Source organism: Methylophaga sulfidovorans, assembly GCF_900114205.1.
Lineage (GTDB): Bacteria > Pseudomonadota > Gammaproteobacteria > Nitrosococcales > Methylophagaceae > Methylophaga > Methylophaga sulfidovorans.
Genome location: NZ_FOSH01000019.1, coordinates 14,695 through 38,260, shown reverse-complemented (window position 1 = coordinate 38,260; position 23,566 = coordinate 14,695). Strand labels below are relative to the sequence as shown.

Genomic DNA, 23,566 nt, shown 5'->3' with positions numbered 1-23,566 from the left:
TGCTATGAAAACAGTCACTAAAACGATTAACACGGTTGTTATCAGTGAATTTACGGAGTTTATGAACACCTTGCAAAAGGTCTTTGAAAATACCGACTATAAGGTTATTTTTGAAGCAACCAATTTACAACAATTACTCAATCTGAAATGGACTATCGAGCCTGACTTGATTATTGCCATTATGAATACCAGTGATAGTCAGTTGTTGAGTAAATTTAAGATCATTAATGAACGCTTTCCTTTGCCGATTGTGATCTTCACCCATGATGACCGAGATGAAGCGATTGAAGAAGCGATTGAAGCTGGTGTTAGTGCCTATATCGTTGATGGTTTTCATGAGAATAGAATTCACGCCATTTTACGCACTGCCATAGCCCGGTTTAAGCAAGTGCAGAATATGCAAAAACAGCTGAAAGATTTAAAAACATCATTGGCTGACAGAAAAATTATTGATAGGGCAAAAGGGCTTATTATGGAGCAGCGTAAATGCACCGAGAACGAAGCATACAGCCTGATGCGAACGTCAGCCATGAATCAGAACATGCGACTCGGCCAACTTGCTCAAAATATCCTGGCTGCAGCTAACTTACTTGAACCTCAAAAAAATGTTTAATAATTAATACGATAAACATAATTATTGAAGCCACTTAAATAGAGTGGCTTCTTGTTTTTATATGGAAGACTGTCGTTTTATTATCATCTGATTCGGACTCAATATTATTGGCTTAGATCCTGCTTATGCTTTGTACCCTCTAGTGGTTGAAGCTGTCATCGGGATATTTGATTTGAACTATTGTGGTAATTGATAAACGGACGCATTAAGATTTAAGGTAAAGTAATGTTAAAACCACATTGCACACACAAATCAAAGGTACGAGTAGGGATGACTGAACTGTCACTGAATGAACACCATTATGAAACAACATATAAATCGTTCTGCCTGACATCGGTTTTTCAACCTATTTTCAGTATTGCTCACCGAAAAGCGGTAGGCTACGAAGGTTTACTACGTGCTAATGATATTGAGGGAAAAGCGGTATCGCCGATTGAGATTATGTCTCAACCAAGCAACCAGCGTGAACATCTGGAGCTAGATCGGACCTGTCGGTTTCTCCATGCGTCCAACTTTTCTCATCAACCTGATAATAATGCCTGGTTATTTCTCAACCTTAATTCTCAATGTCTTGTCGCTGAGCGTCCTGATGCAGGGTTTATGCATGACCTGATGCAAAAAACTAAACTGCCTGCCAGACGGATTGTGATTGAAATCCTTGAGAGCGAAATTGACGATCGTGAATACCTTCTAGAACTGATTCAACATTTCCGTCGGTTAGGATGTTTAATTGCGATTGATGATTTTGGGGCTGGGCATTCTAACTTTGATCGTATCTGGAATTTGCAGCCTGATATTGTGAAAATTGATCGCAGCCTGGTTAAGAAAGCCGGCCAGTCTATGAAGGTGGAAAGAATACTCACCGGTATCGTGTCATTGATACATGAGACTGGGAGCCTAGTCGTCATTGAAGGTGTTGAGTCGGAAAAAGAAGCACTGGTCGCTATTTCCAGTAATGCCGACATGATCCAGGGGTTCTATTTTGCTACACCTAAACCTGATCTACAGCAGGACGTTGATTTTGGTAAGGCGATGGATCAGCTTTTACAGCAACATCAGAATGTACGTAGTCAATATGACCGTAAGCTTCAACAACACTTCCGGGCTTTCCAGTTAATTTTTGAAAAAGAGGTTAGTACATTTCAACACGGTCAGGCTTTTGAAGAGTGTGGGACTGAATTGTTTGACGATGAACGAGCTGTGCGCTGTTATTTACTTGATGAATCTGGTTATCAGATTGGTAGAAGCCTGTATTCAAAAAAATACACTGCAAAACTGGATATCCGCTTTTCACCATTACTTTCCGGAGATAATGCGAACTGGTCGCACAGACACTATCACTTCAGAGCGATACACAATCCAAATACAACACAAATAAGTCGACCATACCTGTCTGTAGCTGGCTCTCATATGTGTATTACTGTGTCTCAGGCTGTAGAAGTTAATGGAAAGATGTTTGTATTCTGTTGTGATCTTGATTGGCCTGACGAAGATCTCGCCATAAACTGATCTATCTGTAATCAGAGCTTTTCATTGGCTCGATATGCTGTATCAGACCTGTTTTCGTTTATGAAATGCTAACGCGCAAACTTCCATATGGCGAAAACTGGCATCATCTGAATTTACAACAGACTTGATAAAACCCAATCCGGCTTATTTAAATGATGAAAAATTACCGCTGATGTATCGATATCCGGTTAAATTCTGGCAAGTATGTTCTCTAATTTTACTTTTATCGAATTGTCTGTTTTTATATTTTTTGCTGAAATAATCTGACATAGCTGGGTTTCCCCGATGGGTTATTGCCATGACCGCTTACTCATTCAAACCATGATTATTCAAATATTTACACTATAGCCATGCGGAGAGTATGGTTGTTTATAGAGGCAGTAAATGTAAACCATAGTTGAGATTAAAATGGAACTAAAGCCAAGATCAAAAGAAAAAAAATCAACGGATTTAATTAGTCTGGAGCAAATTGATTCTGCATGGCCTTTGCTGGATGTTTTACCTTATCCTGTGACTGTAATTGATAACAACTATATGGTGGTGCGTGCCAATCAAGAGGCTATTCATGAGTATAGTCACATTGACCAGCCGTGCTACAAAATGAGCCATGGTTATGACAGCCCATGTAATGAGAATGGTGAAGCTTGTCCAAAGCTTGATGCTCAGACTCTGAAAACAACAATCAGCCATTTACACATTCATCAAACCAACAGTGGTCCCCAGAAATTTAAAGTGATGGCAATGCCTATGGAAAATGGTGGGGCGATGGAAATGCATATTCCACTGGATGATGTGACTTCACTTGATGGCGTAACTGGACTGACAAACCGGACAGAAGGCGAGCAGGGGGCACGCCGTTTAGTTGCGTTAATGCAGCGTTTGAGCAGTCCTTATAGTGTCATCATGGTGGATTTGGACTATTTCAAACGGATTAATGATCAACATGGTCATCATGTAGGAGACATCGTTTTAAGGCGTACTGCTGAAGCCATGGCGGATAGTATCCGTGCTTCAGATATTCTTGTGCGTTGGGGGGCGAAGAGTTTCTTGTGATTCTGTCAGGAGCTCAAGCAGAACATGCTGCCAAGTTTACAAAAACATTATTAGACGCTATTCGTAATATCCGTGTTGAGTTACGTAATGAGACGCTTTCTGTTTCGGCCAGTGCTGGTATTCGTGCCGTCAGTTCTGATGAGCTAAGCCAAACAAATTTTGATTTAGCTTTAAAACATGCCGATCTGATGCTTTATGCCGCTAAAAAAACAGGTAGGGATCAACTGATGGTTTATAAAGAGTGTTGTAATTTAGCCTGAGATGGCAGATAACAATACCGAAGAAATAAAAAAAGCCTCGGCAGTAAACTGACGAGGCTTTTTATATTCTGGAGCCGGAGATAGGACTTGAACCTACGACCCGCTGATTACAAATCAGCTGCTCTACCAACTGAGCTACACCGGCAATGAAGAAGCGCATTATACGGAGGCATTTTGGAGCTTGCAAGCCAAAATCGAGATTAATTTTTAGTTTTCATGCAAGTCATTGTTTCAAAATGATGAAAATTTTTAATAAAAAAGATGGAGGTTGTCGTCGACGCGATATAGACAAACGTTACGCTGGGTATTGTCTATTTATCTGGAGTTTGGGGGGAAGGTGGGGTGAGTGATGGGGCTCGAACCCACGACAACCGGAATCACAATCCGGGACTCTACCAACTGAGCTACACTCACCATTATTCTTGTTTGAGGTGTGGATGACTTAGGATGTCGACCTCAAGAAAGACGATAATTCTACTGTGATTATTTTTCTGGTCAAGGAAAATCTCTGTTTAGATGCAAAATAACATGATGACTCTTTCATCTTGTATTGAGAGAAATGGCTGTTATTGTTTCTCATAACAGCCATTTATATTATTTCGTCTCGACTAATTCCAAATCGATTTTTTTCTCATCAAGATCAACGCGAGCCACTTTGACTTTTAATGTATCACCTAATCGATACACTTTGCGCGTTCGCTCACCGGTAAGGCGATGTCCAGTCGGGTCAAATTGGTAATAGTCGTTTTTCAATGAAGTGACGTGGACTAAACCTTCTATATAGATATCACTTAGTTCGACAAAGAGTCCAAAGCCAGTGACGCCACTTATCACGCCGTCATGAACTTCACCCACACGATCACGCATATATTCACATTTAAGCCAGTCACTGACGTCTCTGGTGGCTTCATCGGCTCGACGGCTGGTCATTGAGCAATGTTCACCCAGTTGAGCCATTTCCTCATGAGAATAACGCCACTTTTTGTCTTTTCTCTGATTGAGAACATGACGAATTGCACGATGCACCAATAAATCAGGGTAGCGACGAATCGGTGAGGTGAAATGAGCGTATGCTTCAAGCGCTAAACCAAAGTGTCCAACATTATCCGGACTGTAAACCGCTTGTTTCATGCTACGCAGCATAACAGTTTGTAATAGATGACCATCAGGCCGTTTACTGGCTGTCGCTAGTAATGAGGCGTAATGGCGAGGTTCTGGTTCTTCACCACCGCCTAAAAATAAACTGAGTTCACCTAAAAAGTCCCTCAGGCCAGAGAGTTTTTCTTCTGACGGGGTTTCATGAATACGATATAAAGCGGGGATTTTATTTTCCAGCAGGAATAACGCAGCGCTGACGTTGGCTGCAATCATAAATTCCTCAATAAGACGGTGAGCATCATTACGTTCACGTGGCTCTATCGATTTGATTTTTCTGTTTTCATCAAAAATGAATTGCGTTTCCGTCATCTCAAAGTCAATTGCACCACGTTCATGGCGGGCTTCCAGCATGACTTTATATAAGTCATACATGGTTTCAACAGCAGGTAATACATGCTGATATTGCTCGCGTAAAGCCGTGTCATTATCAACAAGCATGGCCGCTACTTTGTCATAGGTTAACCGGGCTTTTGAGTGCATCACCGCTTCATGGAAACGGTAAGAAACGGTTTTACCTTGCTGGTCAATTTCCATTTCACAGACCATACACAATCTATCGACTTCAGGGTTCAGTGAACACAGGCCATTAGATAAAGCTTCAGGCAACATGGGGATAACTTGACTAGGGAAATAGACAGACGTGCCTCTTTCCTGTGCGTCCTGATCCAGCGGGCTGTTAGGCAGAACATAATGTGACACATCGGCGATAGCCACCCATAAACGCCAGTTGCCCGATTCCAGTTTTTCAGCGTAAACAGCATCGTCAAAATCTCTGGCATCAGCACCATCAATAGTGACCAGAGGCATATCACGAAGGTCGAGTCTGCCTTCTATTGCATTCTCAGGAATCGTTTCACCCAGATTATTGGCTTGTTCTTCAGCTTGAGGTGACCATTCATGTGGTAATTCAAACGCACGCAGGGCGATATCAATTTCCATACCTGGTGCCATATGGTCACCCAGAACATTCACAATTTTGCCTAGAGGGGAACGGTGTTTATTTGGCTGCTCGGTAATTTCTGCTTCGACAATCTGATTAACTTCAGCATTCAATAAATCGCTGGGCGGGATCAAAATGTCCTGACTGATTCGACGGTTATTGGGAATGAGATAATAAATTCCAGCATCCTGAACCAAGCGGCCAACAATACGTTCATTGCTGCGTTTAACTACCTCAACAATCGCACCTTCTTTACGACCTTTTCTATCTGTTCCGGTGATACGGGCTAGGGCACGGTCACCATGAAGCACCATTCGCATTTCACGTTCGGTCAGGAAAAGGTCGTCGCCTCCCTCATCAGGTATAAGAAAGCCATAACCTTCCGGATGGCCCATGACGCGACCACTGATGAGGTTCATCTTAGAAACCACACCATAGGCGCCTTTTCTGTTGCGAAGGAGTTGTCCATCACGTTCCATCGCACGTAAACGCCGCCGAAGTGCTTCGTTAGCATCTTCACCTTTAACATCAATTAGTTTGGCGATATTTTTGCGCGATAATGGGGTGTTATTTTGTTTAAGAATATCTAAGATAAATTCACGACTGGGGATTGGGTTGTCGTATTTTTCGGCTTCTCTATCGAAAAAGGGATCGTTTTCGTTATTATTGGTCATTGACAGTTTTTGTTTCACTCTGTATCTTTGCGCGTCTGTTGCCCAGGTGGCGGAATTGGTAGACGCGCTAGCTTCAGGTGCTAGTGTACTTATGTACGTGGGAGTTCGAGTCTCCCCCTGGGCACCATTCCGACAGCATTCTTTTGCTGTATATGTCTCGATTTTCAATTGTATTCTATTTCTAAAGTCATTATTGAACAATCTTTAAACGACTTCAGTATCCTACTCTAACAATCATCGAATTTTACTGCTACTCAATTCTGATTGATCATTTTTTATTTCCACGCACGCTCTTTGGCATCAGTAAAAAATGACTTCTCGATATGAATAATTTTTCTCTGGCAGCTAAGATAACTTCATGATTTAATTGAGGCTTGTTAACACGTCTGATAATTTTTCAGATATTGTGGCTAACTCTGCTCAAGCTTTCGTGCTAATGTCCGCTATTATTTTTAGACATATTCACGTTAATTTATCTGAAGTTTTGCGAGAATTCATATGGCCACATTTATTGATTCCATCGACGAGCGCACCAAGCTAGCTGGTACAAATCACCTTGAGGTGTTGTTGTTCAGTCTGGGGACAAGTGATGAAACAGGAAGAAATGAACTGTTTGGTATCAACGTTTTTAAAGTCAGGGAAGTGTTGAATATTCCTGAGATAACAACAGCACCGGAAATGCCTGACGGGGTAGAGGGCTTTGTTAGTTTACGTGGCGATATGGTGCCTATCATCAACTTGCAGAAGTTTTGCAAACTCAGATCTAAAGATAAGCCACGTATTTTGATGATTACTGAATATAACACGCATGTTCAGGGATTCTTAGTCAGTTCAGTAGATACGATTCAAAGGCTTAATTGGGAGCAAGTTAAAGAGCCGCCTCAACTTATCTCTCAACGCATGGGCGGATTGGTGACGGCTGTCGCAGAGTTAAATGATAAACGACTCGTTATGATTATGGATGTTGAAAAAGTGCTGGCTGATGCTGGTGACTTTTATGACGACAATGTGTTTGATGGTATAAGACAGGTCGATAAAAAAGGCCATTATCGTTTACTTTTTGCTGATGACTCGAACATCGCACGTAAACAGATTACCAAAACACTTGATGTTATGGGGGTTGAGCATATCGGCACTGTTAATGGTGCAGAAGCATGGAAAATGCTAAACAAGATCGCTGCCCAATGTGAACAGGAAGGACGCGATATAACCTCAGAAATTCAGATGGTCTTGACCGATGTTGAGATGCCTGAAATGGATGGTTATGTTCTGACACAGAAAATTAAATCTGATCCACGGATGGTTAATTTACCCGTCATCATGCATTCATCGTTGACGGCTAAAGCAAATAAAGCAATGGGCGTGGGTGCAGGTGCTGATGACTATGTGTCCAAGTTTCAGCCAAGAGATCTGGCGGATACACTATTTAAGTATCTGGAACATTAGAGCCTAAAGTCTTTTAAATCAAGGCATAACCATTGATTTAATAATAAAAAAAGTATATGTTGTGCGATTGGGTAGGGGATTCCCATACTAATATTAAGTGATACTGCAACATCGATCACTTAATTCATGAGCATACAAGGCATGTGGCAATGAATCATAACAGTATAAGGATTATAGATAATCTTGCAGAGATTACGAGCTATCATGATCGCCACGTTCTAGAAAAAAGCCTTCTAAAAACACTTAATGAGATTTTTCCTTCTCAAGACATCAGATTGTTTCGCGTAAGAGAACACCGAGGCAGTCATGAGCTAAGTTTATTAGCTTTTTGTGTGAATAGTGTCATCGTATCGAGCCAAGAAAATCCACGCCTGATAACCGAGCCATCCGAGCTTAGTGAAGCCATTTTTCGAGCCATTAATAATGCAGATGTTGAGTTAATCTCAAATGATGAAGGTAAGTGGAATGTTATTTATCCTGCATTTGATGCTCATGGCGCTATTTTTGCCGTCTTATTGATATCAACCGATCTGGTACCATCAAATGGTGACCAAAGATTAATTTATGGTTTACTTCGAGTCTATTCTAATTATCTTGTCCTGATTGAAAAAACACAGAAAGATAAATTAACGGGTTTATATAACCGCGAAACATTAGATGATGAAATTACCAAAGTTTTGGTACGCCAAGCTCCCCATTTTAATGAGGAGATGTCATCTCCTAATGATTCCCGCCGTCGTACTTTTGCAGTCAAATATTGGTTGGGTGTGATTGATATTGATAACTTTAAAACCATTAATGACAATTTTGGTCATTTATACGGTGATGAAGTCATCATTCTTGTTGCTCGATTAATGACCTCTGGTGTTATTAGAGATGATGATCTGGTTTATCGTTATGGTGGTGAAGAGTTCGTAGTTGTTCTGAAAGCACCGAATGAAGAAGATGCAATGAGGACGTTTGAGCGCATCCGAGAAATGGTTGCAACTCACGACTTTCCTCAGATAAAACAAGTAACAATAAGCATTGGTTTTGTTGAAGTCTCTTCCCAGCCATCGCCTGCAGATGTTATTGGGGAGGCGGACGAAGCGCTCTATTATGCAAAAGGTAATGGTAGAAACCAGGTACATAGTTACAGTCGCTTACTGAGTGAAGGAAAGGTTAAGCAAGTATCTCAAGTTGTACATGGTGATATTGAGTTATTTTAATGTCAGGGGAGTTGTTAGGTTGAAATTAAGACAGTTGAGTTTTTCTGATCGGGTTATTGTTGAATTAGATAAAGCCATCACGACTGTAGTCGGACAGCCAGAGACGACTCAACGTCAAGTACCAGGCAGCGAACTCATTGAGGACTCAGCTTTAACATCTGTCGAGCAAAGACAGTCAGCTGGGTTGATGAGAGTTAACCACTCTGGTGAGGTTTCTGCACAAGCTTTGTATCAGGGGCAAGCGTTAACGGCGAAGCTACCTGAAGTGCGTCAAGCTATGGAACAAGCTGCACTGGAAGAAAATGATCATCTGGTTTGGTGTGAGGATCGTCTCAAATCACTGTCTTCTCATCGTAGCGTTCTAAATCCTTTCTGGTATATAAGCTCTTTTGCTATAGGAGCAGTAGCAGGCAAGATCGGTGATAAATGGAGTTTAGGATTTGTTGCTGAAACAGAAAAACAAGTCGTCAAACATTTGGATGAACATTTAGAAAAAATCAGCTCTCATGATGTTAAAAGTCGTGCTGTCCTTGAGCAAATGCGTGACGATGAGCTGCATCATAGAACAACGGCTTTGAATGCTGGTGGTGCTGAGCTGCCAACGCCGGTTAAAATACTGATGGCCATCACGTCCAAGGTGATGACGAAAACAAGTTACTGGATATAAATTCTACTGACTCTGTTCTATTAAAATAGAAATCAGATAATGTCCTGATGATTCGGCCTCAGACTCTACTCTTAGTACACGTCCCTGAATAATAAATGGTGAGAACCGGTCATTACCTGTGTCCATCACAATCTCTATTTTGTCATTTTCAGCCGGTGAAAACTCTGATTGGATAAGTAAGCCACTTGCACTGAGATTTTTACTGATGCCTTGATGCGTTATTTGTGTGTTGTCATTGAGGGAAAATGTAATTGGCGTATTCACTTTCATCCGATGATATGCTCGTTTTTCATCATAATCATTTGGTGACATCTGATTCTCCCTTCATATATTGTCTATATTATTCAGTCGACTTAAGCTTAAAGTAACTTATTCAAATCGAGAAAACTATGCCTGAGAGCACAAAATTACAAGTCAGTGATTTATATCATCATTGTATGCCAGAGCAATGGACTTTTTCTTCTACCGCTGATCTAAAGGCGACGAATGAAGTCATTGGTCAACAACGCGCAATAAGCGCTATCGAGTTTGGCAGTCATATCGATGCAGATGGTTACAACCTGTTTGTGATGGGACCAGCTGGCGCAGGAAAGTATACCTTAACGCGACGCTATCTCGAGCAGCATGTTGAGCATCTTCCAACGGCGAAAGATTGGGCTTATCTCAATAATTTCAGTGATTCACAAAGACCTTATGCCGTCAGTTTACCCGCAGGACAAGGCAAACAATTACGTCAGGATATTGAGGATGTGATTGATGATTTGAAAGATGAGTTACCTCAAGCATTTGATGATGAATATTATCGGGGAAGATTAAGAAGTCTTGATGAAGCAACTCGAAAGCACAGGGTTAGATTGTTTGGTGTATTACAAAAAGAGGCTGATCGTAAAGGCGTTGTTTTATTGAGGTTACAAGATGGTCATTATGCTTTTGCTGCTCAGCATAATGGCGAGGCTATGACCTCTGAAGAGTTTGAGCAATTACCCGCTGCGCAACAAGAAGAAACCGAGAATGCCATTGCTGATTTACATGAGGAACTGCAGCACACTTTATTAGAACTAAGAGAGTGGGAAAGAAATAATGCCAAGCAGCTTCAGGCACTAAATGATGAGGTAGCACTCGAAGTTATCAGCAAACAAGTGAATAAACTCAAGCACGCTTACCCTAATTCAAGCAAGTTACAGCAGTATTTTGATGCCATGCTAAAAGATATTCGCAGCAATGTGGATGCGTTTTTAAAAGAAGAACAATCAGCAGAAGATACTATCTCAGACATTAATATTCATAAACGCTATCAAATCAACTTAGTCGTTGATAATAGTCAGAAGCATGGTGCTCCTATTGTTTATGAAAACCTACCCAACCATCAAACTTTACTGGGTTGTATTGAAAATATGGCGATGATGGGCGCGCTGGTAACAGACTTTACTCTCATCAAAGCTGGAGCGCTTCACAAAGCCAATGGAGGCTTTTTGATCATCGATGCTGAGCAACTGCTTATGCAGCCATACGGTTGGGAAGGACTGAAACGTGCATTAAAATCGCGTGAGGTCAGGTTTGACGCGTTAGAGCAAATCTATAGCTTGGTGGCGACGGTGTCACTGGATCCTGAGCCTATCCCTTTAGATTTAAAAGTCGTTTTACTGGGCGATAGAGAGCTGTATTACCTGTTGTATGAAATGGATCCAGAGTTTGCTGGCTTGTTTAAAGTGGTGGCTGATTTTGAAGATGAAATGCCGCGCAGTGTTGAAAATGACACCTTATTTGCTCAAATGATGGCAAGCACAATTGAAAAGTACAAATTAATTGATTTTGATAAACATGCGATTGCCAAGGTGATTGAGCATAGTGCCAGGACGATTGAAGATAGCCAGAAAATATCTCTGCATATGGGGAGTATGGCTGATTTATTACGAGAGGCTTCCTTTCTGGCGAAACAGCAAAAGAGCCAAATGGTCAACCGGGATAATGTTCAAAGTGCTATTAAGTTAAGAGAGCAAAGACTTGACCGTTTACGAAGCCAGATTTATCAGCAAATAGAACGAAATATTATAGATATTGCAACGTCAGGTTCAGTGATTGGCCAGATAAACGCACTATCCGTGCTTGGGATTGGTGGATTCAGCTTCGGGCAACCCTCACGAGTGACTGTTTCAGCACGCTATGGTGATGACAATATTATTGATATAGAGCGAGAAGTCGATTTAGGTGGGGACATTCATTCCAAGGGTGTGTTGATTCTAAGCGGTTATCTTGGACGAACGTATGCCTCTGACAACCCATTATCGATGTCAGCAAGTATTGTTTTTGAACAAAACTATGGTGAAGTCGATGGTGATAGTGCGACTGTGGCCGAGCTTTGTGCTTTGTTATCTTCCATCGCTAATATTCCGATGAAGCAATCTATTGCCATCACTGGTTCAATGAATCAGATGGGACAAGTACAGGCAATTGGTGGAGTTAATGAAAAGATTGAAGGCTTTTTTGATATCTGTCGTCTGACCGAATTAACAGGTGAGCAGGGCGTTATTATTCCGGCCACAAACGTACAGCATTTAATGTTACGTGATGATGTTATCCAGGCTGTAGAGGCTGGTAAATTTCATATTTACGGTATAGGTCATGTTAATCAGGCATTAGCATTATTATCAGGAATGGATGCAGGTGAATATGTTCAAGAAACAGGATTTCCAGAAAACACATTCAATGCTCATGTGATGGCACAAATACAGAAATGGGGTGATCACAACCGTAATGATAAAGAGTCATCAGCGGAATAAATTGTTATTGAAGACTTTGATGCCAATGACGATAACCCGAACATGAATCAGGTTTTTACGGAGTATGTATATGCAAAGGTCGAGTATTTTTTTTAGTTTTATTTTTATGCTTGCATCTAATGCCAATGCTTTGACGTTGCCTCCCGTGCCTTCTGAGCCTATTTATTTTGATCCTCCAGTAGTGAAGGCAGATCAAAAGATGCAGGAAATGAGTTGTTATCAGGTAGATAAGGCAATTAACCAATTACATCCATATCGATATAGCTATAAACCAAGCTTTTACAAAGATGATGCCAATAAGGCGGCTACCGCACTTATCATGTTTGATAATATTCCTATTGTGCAAGGCTGGTTAGGAATAGGGTATTTAGGGTATTCTGCTCTGGTTGAAGAGAAAGAAGACAGACGACAACTACAAGTAGAGCAACAGATTTCAGCTTTGCAGCGTATAAAAGCTGAAAAACATTGTTACGAATAAAACTGATCTTAATCAAATATCATACTGATTTTGTTGTGAACTTGATTAAAAGTCATGTACTATCAAAATACTTAAATGCCCAGCAGAGGTAAGAAATATGACTAGCACGTTTGAAATTAAAGCAAAGTGGTACGAAGCTAATCTTAAGACCGCGAGAGAGTCTAGAAGCAAATGGTATGAGGCTAACCTGAAACCCTCTATCAATATTGCAAAGCCTTGGTATAACGCCAATAAACGTCCCGCAAAAGATGTTGAGATTCCATGGTACAAAGCAAACCTGGTTGAGCATCTTGAAACAAAAAACAAATGGTATGCAGCCAACCTCCAGCAGGCAGTTAAATCAGTTCGTGCCACGCGTAAATGGTATGAAGCAAATAAAAGCCAATCTGATGTTGAAAAGCGTTGGCAGCATTTCAGTGAAGAAATGTACAGTGATGTGAAAAAAGCATGGATGCGCGTGAACCTTGATCAGGCTCGTCAAAAGCGTATCAAATGGTATGAAGCTAATCTTGATAACACACCAACTGAAAAACATTGGTACGAGTTTAGTGATGAAAAATATTCAGACACTAAAAAGAAATGGTATGAAGCGAATCTACAAGCAGCTCGTATTAATCGCAGCAAGTGGTATGAAGCGAATGTTCACCCAGATCCACATGCTGAAGTTAAGAAACGTTGGTATGAGTCTAATTTGAGTTTGATTCGTACACGCCAAATCAAATCAAAATGGTTTGCAGAAAACGCCGCTATCGCGAGAGAAAACCAGAAGTGGTATGAAGCCAATCAGCGACCAGCAAAGGTGACTGATACACCATGGTATGAAGCTAATATTGCTGCGCATATTCATACTAAAAATAAATGGTACGAAGCTAATCTGAAATCAGCTGTGGCTGCTGTTCGTGCTGAGCGTAATCGTTGGTATGAAGCGAATGATAATAAGCCAACGCATGCTCATTGGTATGACTTTAAAGAAGCCAATGATACTGAATGGAAGTTAGCATTCCGTGAAGCGAACTTAAAACAAGCGCGTGAAAAACGTATCAAATGGTATGAAGCCAATCTTGATAACACACCAACAGAAAAACATTGGTATGAAATCAGTGATGAGCTAACAACTGAAACACACAAAAAATGGTATGAGGCTAATTTGCAGAAAGCGCGTATCAGCCATAGCAAATGGTATGAAGCGAATATGCATCCTGACCCACATGCGGATATCAAGCAAAAATGGTATGAGGCAAATCTCGACCTGGCAAGAACTCAGAAAGTGAAAACTGACTGGTTCAAGCAGAATATGATTACTGCACGTGAAACAAGGAAAAAGTGGGATAAGTAAGAAGTAGAGATAACTCTCTATTGTAAAGGCGTTAACGGTGATGGATTTTAGATGTTAAAAATCGAATGTATCACCGTTGGCGCCTTTTTTGTGAATACTTATTTGATCATTGATGAAGCAACAAATGAAGCTGCGATTATTGATACCGGCGAGACACATGAACTTGCTGACTACCTTAATGAGAGACGTGAGCAGTTTAATCTGACAAAAATTTTACTCACCCATGGCCATCTCGATCATGCAGGTTCCCTAGTACAAATTCAGAATCACTTTGATGCTGAAACATATCTTCCCAGACTAGAAAAAATCCTCTTTGAAACCTTGCCGCAACAAGGTGACTGGTTCGGCGCTCCTCATATGAATCGCCCATGCGGTAGAATAGATCGTTTAGTTGATGATGGTGATGTTATAAACTTAGGTGAAACGACGCTAAGATTTATATCGACACCGGGACATACACCCGGACAAGGTTGTTACTATACGGACAGTGATATCTTTGTAGGTGATACCTTGTTTGCTGGGAGTGTTGGGAGAACAGATTTACCAATGGGTAATGCTGAAGTGATGCAACAGAGCTTGAAAAAGCTACTTACTTTACCGGATTCCTTAATTGTCCATTCAGGTCATGGGCAAACCACCACCTTAGCTGAAGAGAAACGCCATAACCCCTTTTTACAATTTTTGAGATAACAAACATAACATGCCAACAACTTATAAATTATTAGAGGGTTTTTCTCGATTTAAAAAAACGTATTTTGGTGATGATAAAGCGCTCTATGACAGTATGAAAACAGGGCAACCGACTAAAATACTTATGATTGCTTGTTGTGATTCACGTGTTGACCCCGCTATTTTGACGGATTGCGATCCTGGCGATATTTTTACGGTAAGAAATGTTGCGAATTTAGTACCGCCATGCGAAACAGATAATAATCATCACGGAACCAGTTCGGCTTTAGAATTTGCGGTCAACGCGCTTAAGGTTGAAAGTATTGTTGTGATGGGCCATGGTAATTGTGGTGGGATTCGCGCATTGTGGCAAAGCGAAGGTGTAGAAGATTCGAAATTTATTCACCGCTGGGTATCAATTGCCCAAAGTGCAAAAGATTGGGTGAAAGTGAATCATAAACATGAACACGAAAGTGTTCAGTTAAAAATATGTGAACAACGTGCGGTACTTGTTTCTTTACAAAACCTGATGACCTTCCAGTGCATTAAAGAACGCGTTGAGGCAGGCACTCTCAGATTACACGGCTGGTATTTTGACCTCGATAAAGGGGAGTTAATGTGCTACAACCCGGCGACGGATGACTTTGAAAAGCCGATATAAAAAAGGCGCCTAAGGCGCCTTTTTTTATTGAATATCTGTATCAGGAACCTGTTGTTGATCAATCTCTGGTTTCGGTGGATTTGTTCCTTCGATAACTTCTACATCTTCATCATCGTCGCCGATACCTATCAAGCTTTTCAGTTTAGAAAAAAGTCCTGATTTTTTCTCAGTGAGAGGAACAATAACATTTTTATCCTGACGTTCCACTTGCGGTAAGTCGGCTTTTGCTACAGTCCGGATATCACCATCAATACGCGTCAGTTTATCTGTATCGTCAAAATGAAGAGTTATTCTGCGCTGTTCTCGCTCACCGCCGCCAGGCTGGTAACTATAAATATAGTCCCAACGATCAGGGTTAAAAGTATCAATAAGTAATGGGGTTCCCATGACATAAGCCACTTGATTTTTTGTCATGCCTGGCTCAAGTTGATTGAGCATTTCTTGAGTAACATCATTACCTTGCTGTATGTCGATGCGGTAAACACCGGGAATTTTATCAGTGCTACAAGCTGACAATGATAAAAGAACTGCCAAGGAAAGGCTGTAAACAACGGAGCTTTTCATTTAGTATTAATTTCTGTAGTTAATTACCAATCTGCGATGATACTCTATTCGCAGCATTTCTACGAGGCAACAATAATAATGGAAAGACAAGATTTACGAAAAGCTGGATTAAAAGTGACGCTGCCAAGACTAAAAGTTTTGGAAATTCTGGAAACATCTGAACTACGTCACATGAGTGCGGAAGATGTCTATAAGGCATTGCTGGATATGGGGGAAGAAATTGGCTTAGCCACAGTCTATCGTGTGCTGACACAATTTGAAGGTGCTGGCTTAGTTTCAAAATTAAGTATTGAAGGTGGTCATGCCGTATTTGAGCTGCAAGATGGCAGCCATCACGACCATCTTTTATGTGTTCGCTGCAATCGCATTGAAGAGTTTGTTGATGAAGTGATTGAGCAACGTCAACAAACTATTGCTAAAGAAAAAGGATTTGAGATGACGGATCATAGTTTATACATCTATGGCATTTGTCGTCTATGTCAAAAAGAGCAACAGAGCTAGGGATTTTTTATTGTTGAGCCTGATCTAACATTTCCTCTGCATGAGAGCGTGTTTTTTGGGTCAGGTTCACACCGCCTAGCATTCTGGCAATTTCTTCAATGCGCTGTTGTCTGTCGAGCTTATCAACAACAATATGAGTGCTGTCATCTAAATGTTTCTTATTCACTTGTAGCTGATGATGTGCTTGCGCGGCGACTTGAGGTAAATGAGTAATACAAATGACTTGCTGCGTCGTTGCCAGTTTTCTTAAATGTTGTCCGACGACTTCTGCCACGCTTCCGCCAATACCTACATCAACTTCATCAAAAATTAAGGTGGGTACAGTACGTTTTCCTGCTGTGACCACTTGAATCGCCAGACTGATCCGTGCGAGTTCGCCACCAGATGCCACTTTTGCCAGCTCACCTGACGGTTGTCCCGGATTTGTTCTCACTAAGATCCGTACATTGTCCATCCCATGTTCTGAAAACTTTTCATTTTCATTAGCTGTGACTTCGATATCTATTTCACCAGAAGGAATCGCCAGTTGTTTGATAGAGGCCGAGATTTGTTTTGCTAATGGTTTAGCTGTTTTGATTCTTTTCTCGTGTATCTTACGGCTTAATGCGAGGCAATTGGCTTCTTTAGTCGATAACGCTTTCTGCAGTTCAGCGAGATGAACTTCGCTATTGGATAGTCTTTCAAACTCTGCACTTAACTCTTCATAAAGTGCGGGTAGTTGTTCGACTTCAACATGATGTTTACGTGCAATATCGTGAAGTTGTGACAATTCATCTTCGATAGCATTCAAACGAGCCGGATCGAGATCGATATGGTCGAGGTAATGTCGTAACTCATTTGCAGTTTCATCAAGGTTGATAATCGCGGCATTAAGGGTTTCAACAGCGCTGGCAAAGCGTGGCTCAAAATGTTGGAGTTTTTCAAGCTCATTTAAGGTGTGGTTGATGATATCGTAGGCTGCTACTTGTTCTTCATCAAAAATACGATGCAAGCCTGCTTCGGCCACACGAGTTAATTCAGAGGCATTAGCAAGCTGGCTTTGCTGTTGAAGAAGATGTTGAATATGCGCTTCTGTTAGCTGAAAGTTTTCCAGCTCAGAGACCTGATACTGTAGTAATTCTTGTTTTGCCTTTTGTTCATCGGCCTGACTTTGCAGCAGCTCAAGTTGTTGCTGTGAGGATGACCAGTCACGATAAGCCGTTTTTAACTCATTTAGTAAGGTTTTGTTGTCCGCGACAATATCTAATATTTCACGTTGGGTTTGTGGACGTATTAACGATTGATGTGCATGTTGACCATGAATATCGATACTGCGCTCACTGACTTCTTTCAGTAGGGCGAGAGGAACTGTACGGCCATTTATATAGCCTTTTGAACGACCATCACGACTTATGGTACGACGTAAATGACATTGTTCATCTTCGTCTAACTCATTCTCTTTTAACCATTTTGCCAGGGTGGTATTATTGTCTAAATTAAAATCAGCTTCGATTTCAGCCCGCTCAGCACCATGTCGAATCATATTTGAATCTGCACGATCACCAAGTACCAGACTCAGTGCATCAACCAACATTGATTTACCCGCACCAGTTTCACCCGTCAGCGATGTCATGCCTGGTTCAAATGTCAGAGCGAGATCTTCTACAACGGCTAAATTCCTAACAGTCAGACTGATTAACATGTCAACTTTCTTCCCCATTCCAGTTTGGCGCGGAGAATAGAATAATGGTCGTGATCTTCAAGATGCAATAGTCTGATTCGACTTTCATGTTTTTCGATGCGAACTGTCTGCCCTGGTTGTAAAACCAGTCCAGGACGCCCGTCGCAAGTCACCATGGCTGTGGTGATATTATTTTCGCTTAATGTAATTTCAATCACATTATTGGCAGAAATGACTAAAGGGCGATTGCTTAATGTGTGTGGGCAGACTGAAGCTAAAACGACGACATCCAGATCAACATCAAGGATAGGTCCACCTGCAGACATTGCGTAGGCGGTTGAACCTGTAGGTGTAGAGACAACAATCCCATCTGCACGCTGACTATTGAGAAAACGGCCATTGATATGGGTTTCAAACTCAATCATATGTAAATTCTGATGAGAATGGATGACGACATCATTCATCGCAATACTTGGCGCTTTTGTAGAGTCTTTTATTGTTGCATTGAGTAAAAAACGGCTATCGTCACGATAGTGTCCGCAAAGAATCGCGTCGAGTTGGTGCGATAAATTCGTCAATGTGACATCAGCCAGAAAACCCAATCTACCAACATTAATACCAACCACAGGCATATTTGTACCTGCCAATGCTCGTGATGCAGAGAGCAGAGTGCCATCACCACCAATGGCGATTGTCAGGTCACAATGGGTTTTGAATTCTTTAATTGAAATGACATCCAGTGACGGTAAAAATGATAGGGGTTCGTTACACACGACCGTTAAATCACGTGTCGCTAGAAATTCGTTTACCTGCTCAACCGCATTTTCCATAACAGGGTCGTCTTTACGAATAAAAAGTCCGATGCGCTTAAATGCAGATTGGGTAGTCAAAATGGCTTCCTATGGTTACTAAATGGTCATCTGATAGTAATGCTTTTGCCATAAAATCCAAAGTAAAAACAGATTTAACGTGATTTGTTTCATAACATTGATATTAGATGGCTGAGAAATGCTAGAATATCAAGATTTTCTTGACTCAAATTAAATATAGAGGAATAACATGGCGATTGAACGCACTCTTTCTATCATCAAACCTGATGCTGTTGCAAAAAATATCATCGGTGAAATCTACACTCGCTTTGAAAAAGCGGGCTTAAAAATTGTGGCTGCAAAAATGATGCACCTGTCACAAGAAAAAGCAGAAGGCTTTTACGCTGAGCACAAAGAACGTCCTTTCTTTAAAGATCTGGTTAGCTTCATGACTTCTGGACCAGTTATCGTTCAGGTATTAGAAGGTGAAAATGCGGTTTTAACACACCGTGATTTGATGGGTGCAACAAACCCAGCTGAAGCTGCTGCAGGTACGATTCGTGCTGATTTCGCGCAAAGCATTGATGAAAACGCTGTACATGGATCCGACTCTGTTGAAAGTGCAGCGCGTGAAGTGTCTTACTTCTTCTCTGATGATGAAGTCTGCGCACGTACACGATAAGAGCATTTTATGACTGAACGCACGAATCTTCTTGGATTAGATCTGAATGGTCTGGAAGCGTTTTTCGTCGAGCTCGACGAAAAACCTTTCCGTGCTCGTCAGCTTTTACAGTGGATCCATAAATATCGGATCACCGATTTTGCTGAGATGAGTAATCTGAGTAAAGTTTTAAGAGAAAAGTTACAGACAGTAGCGGAAATCAAGCTACCAGAAGTCATGCATGAACACATTTCTCAAGATGGCACGCGTAAGTGGATTATCAAGCTATCATGTGGAAACGCTATTGAGACAGTGTTTATTCCTGAAGGCGGAAGAGGCACTTTATGTGTGTCTTCTCAAGTTGGGTGTGCACTCACCTGTACATTCTGCTCAACTGCACAGCAAGGCTTTAATCGCAATCTGGATGCAGCAGAAATTATTGCTCAACTATGGATTGCCAATGAAGCTTTAGGTAAAGATCCCAAAGGTAATCGTGTTGTCACCAATGTGGTGATGATGGGAATGGGCGAGCCTCTCGCGAATTACAATAATGTCGTTACCGCGATGAACTTAATGCGTGATGATTTTGGCTACGGCATATCATGGCGAAGGCTTACGCTGAGTACCTCTGGAATAGTGCCAATGATTGATAAGCTTCGCGAAGATTGTCATGTTAGTTTGGCCATTTCACTTCACGCCGCTAACGATGAGTTAAGAAGTCAAATTGTTCCGATTAACCAGAAGTATCCCATCGCTGAATTATTGGCCGCTTGTAAACGGTATGTTGTCGGTCAGCAACGACGTCATATTACCGTCGAATATGTGATGTTGGATGGTATTAATGATTCTATCCAGGATGCAAAAGATTTAGTTCGAATTTTAAAAGGCTTACCTAATAAGATTAATTTAATTCCTTTCAATCCTTTTCCGGGAACACACTACAAATGTTCTTCGCGGAATCAAATTGTCAGGTTTCAGCAATATTTGATCGATCAAGGTCTCGTTGCTACGGTGAGAAAAACAAGGGGTGATGATATTGTTGCTGCCTGTGGTCAGCTAGCTGGTGAAGTCCAGGATAAGTCACGTCGAAGTGAGCGCATGAAGGCCCAGAAGGTTGTGATTTATCGATGAGTAATCGCATCAGTCATGTTTTAGTATTGATGACATTTTTTGTTCTTACTGCTTGCAACAGCACCGGTGGAACAAGAAATGAATATATAGCAAAAGACGCAAAAGCTGCTGATATCAATATGCGTCTGGGTCTCAATTACATGCAGCGTGGTGATTACAAGATCGCTCTGGAAAAATTAGAAAAAGCTTTAAAGCAAAATCCTAATTTGCCCAGTGCACATAATACTATCGCACTTCTTTATCAGCGCTTAGGCGAAAATGATAAAGCTGAAAAGCATTTTGAAATAGCTGTAAAGCAAGAGCCGGATTATTCGGAAGCACAAAATAACTATGGTGTTTTCTTGTGTCAGCAAGGTCGTTACGATGAAGCGGAAAAACGATTCTTAAAGGCGTTAGAGAACCCGCTTTATTCCAGTGCTGCTTTTGCTTATGAAAATGCCGGTTTATGTACAGAAAAAGGTGGGGCAACCCAGCGCGCGGAAGGATACTTTCGTAAAGCACTACAGATGGTGCCGACTCTACCTAAGTCTCTATTGCAAATGGCTTCCATCAGCTACCAGCAACAAAATTATTTACAGGCCAGAGCCTATATTCAACGGTTTCAGAAAGCAGCAAACTGGACACCACAAGCCCTTTTATTGGGGATCAAAACTGAAACTAAATTAGCTGATAAAAACGCTGTATCTAGCTATAAACTTATTTTGCGTTCTCGTTTTCCTGATTCGGATGAGATGCGTATTGTTAACCAAGGGCTTGTTGAGTGATGAGTGATTTGAATGACGATTTTGTAGTGACTTCGAATACCCCAAGTCTAGGGGCTCGTCTTCAGCAGGCACGTGAAAATAAAAAATTATCCATAGCAGAAGTGGCCACACAGCTTCGTTTAACACGAGATATTATTATTTATCTCGAAAACCAACAATGGGATAGACTTCACGGACGCACATATGCTCGAGGCTATTCTGCCAGCTATGTAAAATTTCTGGGCTTGCCCCAAGAAGAAATGCTTGCTGTCTTCAATGATGAATATGTACTCATTGATAACGAACCACGGCTAGTTAAGACTCTTGGAGCTGTGGAGCAAAAACCATTTCCATGGTTGATGATTGTTCTCTTGCTTGTTGGTGTCTTTATCATTTGGTCCGCTTACCAACAGTGGCAAATTAGTCAAACATCATCGTCAAATGAAGTAGACGAGGTTGGTTCGGTATCACCGGATAAAACTGAGCTTGATAAACCCGCTGATAAAGAGACGATTACTATTCAGGAGTCGGTGCCAGAATCATCAGATTTATTGCCTGAAAATGATGCTGCTGAGGTATCAGAATCAGATAACAATGCGATTGATTCTACCGAGGATATTCAGATTAATGATACGGCGACTGCAACGTCGCAGCCAGCGGAAGAAGCTAAACAAAATATCCTCAAAATGTCTTTTAGCGGTGACTGTTGGGTTGAAGTGACTGATACCGCAATGAATGTTTTATTAAGTCAAGTAATGAAAGCGAAGCAATCTGTTGAATTGAAAAGCGAACTACCGATGAAAATCTTATTGGGTAAAGCAGATTTTGCTGATGTGACTTATAACAGTAAACCAGTTGATCTGGCGCCATATACACAGGGCAATGTCGCAAAACTGACGTTAGGAGCTCAGTCATGATGGAAAACACGACAGTCAATATTCAGCGTAGAAAATCCCGACAGATCATGGTCGGAAATGTTGCTGTTGGTGGTGATGCACCTATTGCCGTACAAAGTATGACGAATACTGAGACGACAGATGTGGCTGCCACTGTGGCACAAATTCAGGCGTTACAAAAAGTCGGCGCTGATATTGTGCGGGTTTCTGTACCGACCATGGATGCTGCAGAAGCCTTCGGTAAAATTAAACAACAAGTTTCTATCCCGCTTGTCGCAGATATCCATTTCGATTACAAAATTGCATTACGTGTTGCTGAGCTTGGTGTCGATTGTCTGCGAATTAATCCAGGTAATATTGGCCGTGAAGAGCGGGTTCGTGCTGTTGTAGATAGCGCGCGTGATCATGGAATTCCTATTCGTATCGGTGTGAATGCCGGGTCTTTGGAAAAAGAGCTACAGAAAAAGTACGGTGAACCAACACCTGAGGCTTTAGTTGAGTCAGCATTGAGACACATTGATATTCTGGATAGATTGAACTATCCCGATTTTAAAGTCAGTCTCAAGGCGTCTGATGTTTTCATGACGGTGCATGCCTATAGAATACTTGCCCAGCAGATTGAGCAGCCACTGCACCTTGGGATTACCGAAGCTGGTGGTTTACGTTCCGGTTCAGTCAAGTCAGCTATTGGTTTGGGTATGCTTTTATCAGAAGGGATTGGTGACACTATTCGGGTATCGCTTGCGGCAGACCCAGTGGAAGAAATTAAAGTAGGCTTTGATATTCTGAAAAGCTTACGCATCCGTAGTAAGGGCGTGAATTTAATTGCTTGTCCTTCCTGCTCACGTCAACAGTTTGATGTGATTTCAACAGTTAATGCGCTTGAAGCCAGACTTGAAGATATTACCGAACCAATGGATGTCGCTGTTATTGGCTGTGTCGTTAACGGCCCTGGTGAAGCAAAAGAAGCTGCTATCGGCCTGACGGGTGGTACACCAAACTTGCTTTATGTGGATGGAAAGCCAAACCACAAAGTAGAAAATGAAGCATTGGTCGACGAATTAGAACAACAAATACGTAAACGTATTGAAATACAAAAACAACAAAAAAGTAATATTAAAACAATACCGATAAAGGATATTAGTTAGA

21 protein-coding genes, 3 tRNA genes and 1 pseudogene are annotated in these 23,566 nt (G+C 41.3%); 18 read left to right on the top strand and 7 right to left on the bottom strand.

Annotated elements, in window-relative coordinates:
• Positions 1-4: 4 nt before the first annotated feature.
• The 3 genes and pseudogenes from BM232_RS13395 to BM232_RS13385 all read left to right on the top strand — a co-directional run bounded on the left by BM232_RS13395 (position 5) and on the right by BM232_RS13385 (position 3,435).
• Entirely contained in the window at positions 5-613 is a 609-nt protein-coding gene (locus BM232_RS13395) for an ANTAR domain-containing response regulator (protein WP_091715717.1), read from the top strand.
• Positions 614-883: 270 nt separating this feature from the next.
• Entirely contained in the window at positions 884-2,122 is a 1,239-nt protein-coding gene (locus BM232_RS13390; protein WP_091715655.1) for an EAL domain-containing protein, read from the top strand.
• Between the two features lie 408 nt (positions 2,123-2,530).
• Positions 2,531-3,435: pseudogene (locus BM232_RS13385) on the top strand (GGDEF domain-containing protein).
• Between the two features lie 69 nt (positions 3,436-3,504).
• On the opposite strand, the gene BM232_RS13375 reads toward BM232_RS13385, so the two are convergent.
• The 3 genes from BM232_RS13375 to rnr all read right to left on the bottom strand — a co-directional run bounded on the left by BM232_RS13375 (position 3,505) and on the right by rnr (position 6,207).
• Positions 3,505-3,580 (bottom strand) — tRNA-Thr (locus BM232_RS13375).
• 193 nt (positions 3,581-3,773) lie between these two features.
• Positions 3,774-3,849: transfer RNA gene (locus tag BM232_RS13370), tRNA-His, on the bottom strand.
• Between the two features lie 180 nt (positions 3,850-4,029).
• The gene (gene rnr, locus BM232_RS13365) at positions 4,030-6,207 is read right to left on the bottom strand and encodes a ribonuclease R (protein ID WP_091715715.1); all 2,178 of its coding nucleotides are present in this window, start codon (positions 6,205-6,207) and stop codon (positions 4,030-4,032) included.
• A gap of 40 nt (positions 6,208-6,247) precedes the next feature.
• Here rnr and BM232_RS13360 point away from each other — a divergent pair.
• The 4 genes from BM232_RS13360 (at position 6,248) to coq7 (ending at position 9,528) form a co-directional block, all read left to right on the top strand.
• Positions 6,248-6,334 (top strand) — tRNA-Leu (locus tag BM232_RS13360).
• A 371-nt stretch (positions 6,335-6,705) separates the two neighbouring features.
• Positions 6,706-7,653: a chemotaxis protein gene (locus BM232_RS13355; RefSeq protein WP_091715649.1), complete on the top strand. Its 948-nt coding sequence runs from the start codon at positions 6,706-6,708 to the stop codon at positions 7,651-7,653.
• Between the two features lie 149 nt (positions 7,654-7,802).
• Entirely contained in the window at positions 7,803-8,861 is a 1,059-nt protein-coding gene (locus tag BM232_RS13350) for a GGDEF domain-containing protein (protein WP_091715646.1), read from the top strand.
• 19 nt (positions 8,862-8,880) lie between these two features.
• Positions 8,881-9,528, top strand: a complete 648-nt coding sequence (gene coq7, locus BM232_RS13345) for a 2-polyprenyl-3-methyl-6-methoxy-1,4-benzoquinone monooxygenase (RefSeq protein WP_091715712.1) — start codon at positions 8,881-8,883, stop codon at positions 9,526-9,528.
• A gap of 3 nt (positions 9,529-9,531) precedes the next feature.
• On the opposite strand, the gene BM232_RS13340 is transcribed toward coq7, so the two are convergent.
• Positions 9,532-9,840: a PilZ domain-containing protein gene (locus BM232_RS13340; RefSeq protein WP_091715643.1), complete on the bottom strand. Its 309-nt coding sequence runs from the start codon at positions 9,838-9,840 to the stop codon at positions 9,532-9,534.
• Between the two features lie 77 nt (positions 9,841-9,917).
• Here BM232_RS13340 and BM232_RS13335 point away from each other — a divergent pair, with 77 nt between their 5' ends.
• The 5 genes from BM232_RS13335 (at position 9,918) to BM232_RS13315 (ending at position 15,452) form a co-directional block, all read left to right on the top strand.
• Entirely contained in the window at positions 9,918-12,308 is a 2,391-nt protein-coding gene (locus BM232_RS13335) for a Lon protease family protein (RefSeq protein ID WP_091715641.1), read from the top strand.
• Between the two features lie 70 nt (positions 12,309-12,378).
• Positions 12,379-12,786, top strand: coding sequence for a hypothetical protein (locus tag BM232_RS13330; protein WP_091715638.1), 408 nt, complete (start codon positions 12,379-12,381; stop codon positions 12,784-12,786).
• 97 nt (positions 12,787-12,883) lie between these two features.
• Positions 12,884-14,122, top strand: coding sequence for a hypothetical protein (locus BM232_RS13325; protein WP_091715636.1), 1,239 nt, complete (start codon positions 12,884-12,886; stop codon positions 14,120-14,122).
• Positions 14,123-14,173: 51 nt separating this feature from the next.
• The gene (locus tag BM232_RS13320) at positions 14,174-14,812 is read left to right on the top strand and encodes an MBL fold metallo-hydrolase (protein WP_091715634.1); all 639 of its coding nucleotides are present in this window, start codon (positions 14,174-14,176) and stop codon (positions 14,810-14,812) included.
• 10 nt (positions 14,813-14,822) lie between these two features.
• On the top strand, positions 14,823-15,452 hold the full coding sequence (locus BM232_RS13315; protein ID WP_091715631.1) for a carbonic anhydrase: 630 nt from the start codon (positions 14,823-14,825) through the stop codon (positions 15,450-15,452).
• Between the two features lie 24 nt (positions 15,453-15,476).
• Here the strand turns inward: BM232_RS13315 and BM232_RS13310 are convergent, their stop codons facing one another.
• On the bottom strand, positions 15,477-16,016 hold the full coding sequence (locus BM232_RS13310; protein WP_091715628.1) for an outer membrane protein assembly factor BamE: 540 nt from the start codon (positions 16,014-16,016) through the stop codon (positions 15,477-15,479).
• A gap of 78 nt (positions 16,017-16,094) precedes the next feature.
• Between BM232_RS13310 and fur the strand changes: the two genes are divergently transcribed.
• Positions 16,095-16,517 (top strand): ferric iron uptake transcriptional regulator, encoded by a 423-nt coding sequence (gene fur, locus BM232_RS13305; RefSeq protein ID WP_091715625.1) that lies wholly within the window; start codon positions 16,095-16,097, stop codon positions 16,515-16,517.
• 7 nt (positions 16,518-16,524) lie between these two features.
• On the opposite strand, the gene recN is transcribed toward fur, so the two are convergent.
• Both recN and BM232_RS13295 read right to left on the bottom strand, forming a co-directional pair.
• Positions 16,525-18,198, bottom strand: a complete 1,674-nt coding sequence (recN, locus tag BM232_RS13300; protein ID WP_091715622.1) for a DNA repair protein RecN — start codon at positions 18,196-18,198, stop codon at positions 16,525-16,527.
• Entirely contained in the window at positions 18,192-19,067 is an 876-nt protein-coding gene (locus BM232_RS13295) for an NAD(+) kinase (protein ID WP_091715619.1), read from the bottom strand. The genes recN and BM232_RS13295 overlap by 7 nt, the downstream gene beginning before the upstream one ends.
• 169 nt (positions 19,068-19,236) lie before the next feature.
• Here BM232_RS13295 and ndk point away from each other — a divergent pair, with 169 nt between their 5' ends.
• Genes ndk through ispG form a run of 5 tightly spaced genes read left to right on the top strand, consistent with a single transcriptional unit; the run spans position 19,237 to position 23,565 of the window.
• Positions 19,237-19,668 carry a nucleoside-diphosphate kinase gene (gene ndk / locus BM232_RS13290; RefSeq protein ID WP_091715616.1) on the top strand — a complete coding sequence of 144 codons (432 nt, stop codon included), beginning with the start codon at positions 19,237-19,239 and terminating at the stop codon, positions 19,666-19,668.
• A 9-nt stretch (positions 19,669-19,677) separates the two neighbouring features.
• Positions 19,678-20,778, top strand: coding sequence for a dual-specificity RNA methyltransferase RlmN (rlmN, locus tag BM232_RS13285; protein WP_091715614.1), 1,101 nt, complete (start codon positions 19,678-19,680; stop codon positions 20,776-20,778).
• Positions 20,775-21,542 (top strand): type IV pilus biogenesis/stability protein PilW, encoded by a 768-nt coding sequence (pilW, locus tag BM232_RS13280; protein WP_091715612.1) that lies wholly within the window; start codon positions 20,775-20,777, stop codon positions 21,540-21,542. Before rlmN ends, pilW begins: the two co-directional genes overlap by 4 nt.
• Entirely contained in the window at positions 21,542-22,438 is an 897-nt protein-coding gene (locus BM232_RS13275; RefSeq protein WP_091715609.1) for a RodZ domain-containing protein, read from the top strand. Before pilW ends, BM232_RS13275 begins: the two co-directional genes overlap by 1 nt.
• A complete protein-coding gene (ispG, locus tag BM232_RS13270; RefSeq protein WP_177207336.1) occupies positions 22,435-23,565 on the top strand; it encodes a flavodoxin-dependent (E)-4-hydroxy-3-methylbut-2-enyl-diphosphate synthase in 1,131 nt (376 codons plus the stop codon). The genes BM232_RS13275 and ispG overlap by 4 nt, the downstream gene beginning before the upstream one ends.
• Position 23,566: the final 1 nt, after the last annotated feature.

Coding starts and splice junctions, on each gene's coding strand:
- BM232_RS13335 (WP_091715641.1), top strand. CDS start 9,918: ATGCCTGAGAGCACAAAATTACAAGTCAGTGATTTATATCATCATTGT.
- BM232_RS13395 (WP_091715717.1), top strand. CDS start 5: ATGAAAACAGTCACTAAAACGATTAACACGGTTGTTATCAGTGAATTT.
- BM232_RS13390 (WP_091715655.1), top strand. CDS start 884: ATGACTGAACTGTCACTGAATGAACACCATTATGAAACAACATATAAA.
- BM232_RS13315 (WP_091715631.1), top strand. CDS start 14,823: ATGCCAACAACTTATAAATTATTAGAGGGTTTTTCTCGATTTAAAAAA.
- BM232_RS13275 (WP_091715609.1), top strand. CDS start 21,542: ATGAGTGATTTGAATGACGATTTTGTAGTGACTTCGAATACCCCAAGT.
- recN (WP_091715622.1), bottom strand. CDS start 18,198: ATGTTAATCAGTCTGACTGTTAGGAATTTAGCCGTTGTAGAAGATCTC.
- BM232_RS13355 (WP_091715649.1), top strand. CDS start 6,706: ATGGCCACATTTATTGATTCCATCGACGAGCGCACCAAGCTAGCTGGT.
- BM232_RS13330 (WP_091715638.1), top strand. CDS start 12,379: ATGCAAAGGTCGAGTATTTTTTTTAGTTTTATTTTTATGCTTGCATCT.
- BM232_RS13350 (WP_091715646.1), top strand. CDS start 7,803: ATGAATCATAACAGTATAAGGATTATAGATAATCTTGCAGAGATTACG.
- fur (WP_091715625.1), top strand. CDS start 16,095: ATGGAAAGACAAGATTTACGAAAAGCTGGATTAAAAGTGACGCTGCCA.
- rnr (WP_091715715.1), bottom strand. CDS start 6,207: ATGACCAATAATAACGAAAACGATCCCTTTTTCGATAGAGAAGCCGAA.
- BM232_RS13340 (WP_091715643.1), bottom strand. CDS start 9,840: ATGTCACCAAATGATTATGATGAAAAACGAGCATATCATCGGATGAAA.
- ispG (WP_177207336.1), top strand. CDS start 22,435: ATGATGGAAAACACGACAGTCAATATTCAGCGTAGAAAATCCCGACAG.
- BM232_RS13310 (WP_091715628.1), bottom strand. CDS start 16,016: ATGAAAAGCTCCGTTGTTTACAGCCTTTCCTTGGCAGTTCTTTTATCA.
- BM232_RS13325 (WP_091715636.1), top strand. CDS start 12,884: ATGACTAGCACGTTTGAAATTAAAGCAAAGTGGTACGAAGCTAATCTT.
- ndk (WP_091715616.1), top strand. CDS start 19,237: ATGGCGATTGAACGCACTCTTTCTATCATCAAACCTGATGCTGTTGCA.
- pilW (WP_091715612.1), top strand. CDS start 20,775: ATGAGTAATCGCATCAGTCATGTTTTAGTATTGATGACATTTTTTGTT.
- BM232_RS13320 (WP_091715634.1), top strand. CDS start 14,174: ATGTTAAAAATCGAATGTATCACCGTTGGCGCCTTTTTTGTGAATACT.
- rlmN (WP_091715614.1), top strand. CDS start 19,678: ATGACTGAACGCACGAATCTTCTTGGATTAGATCTGAATGGTCTGGAA.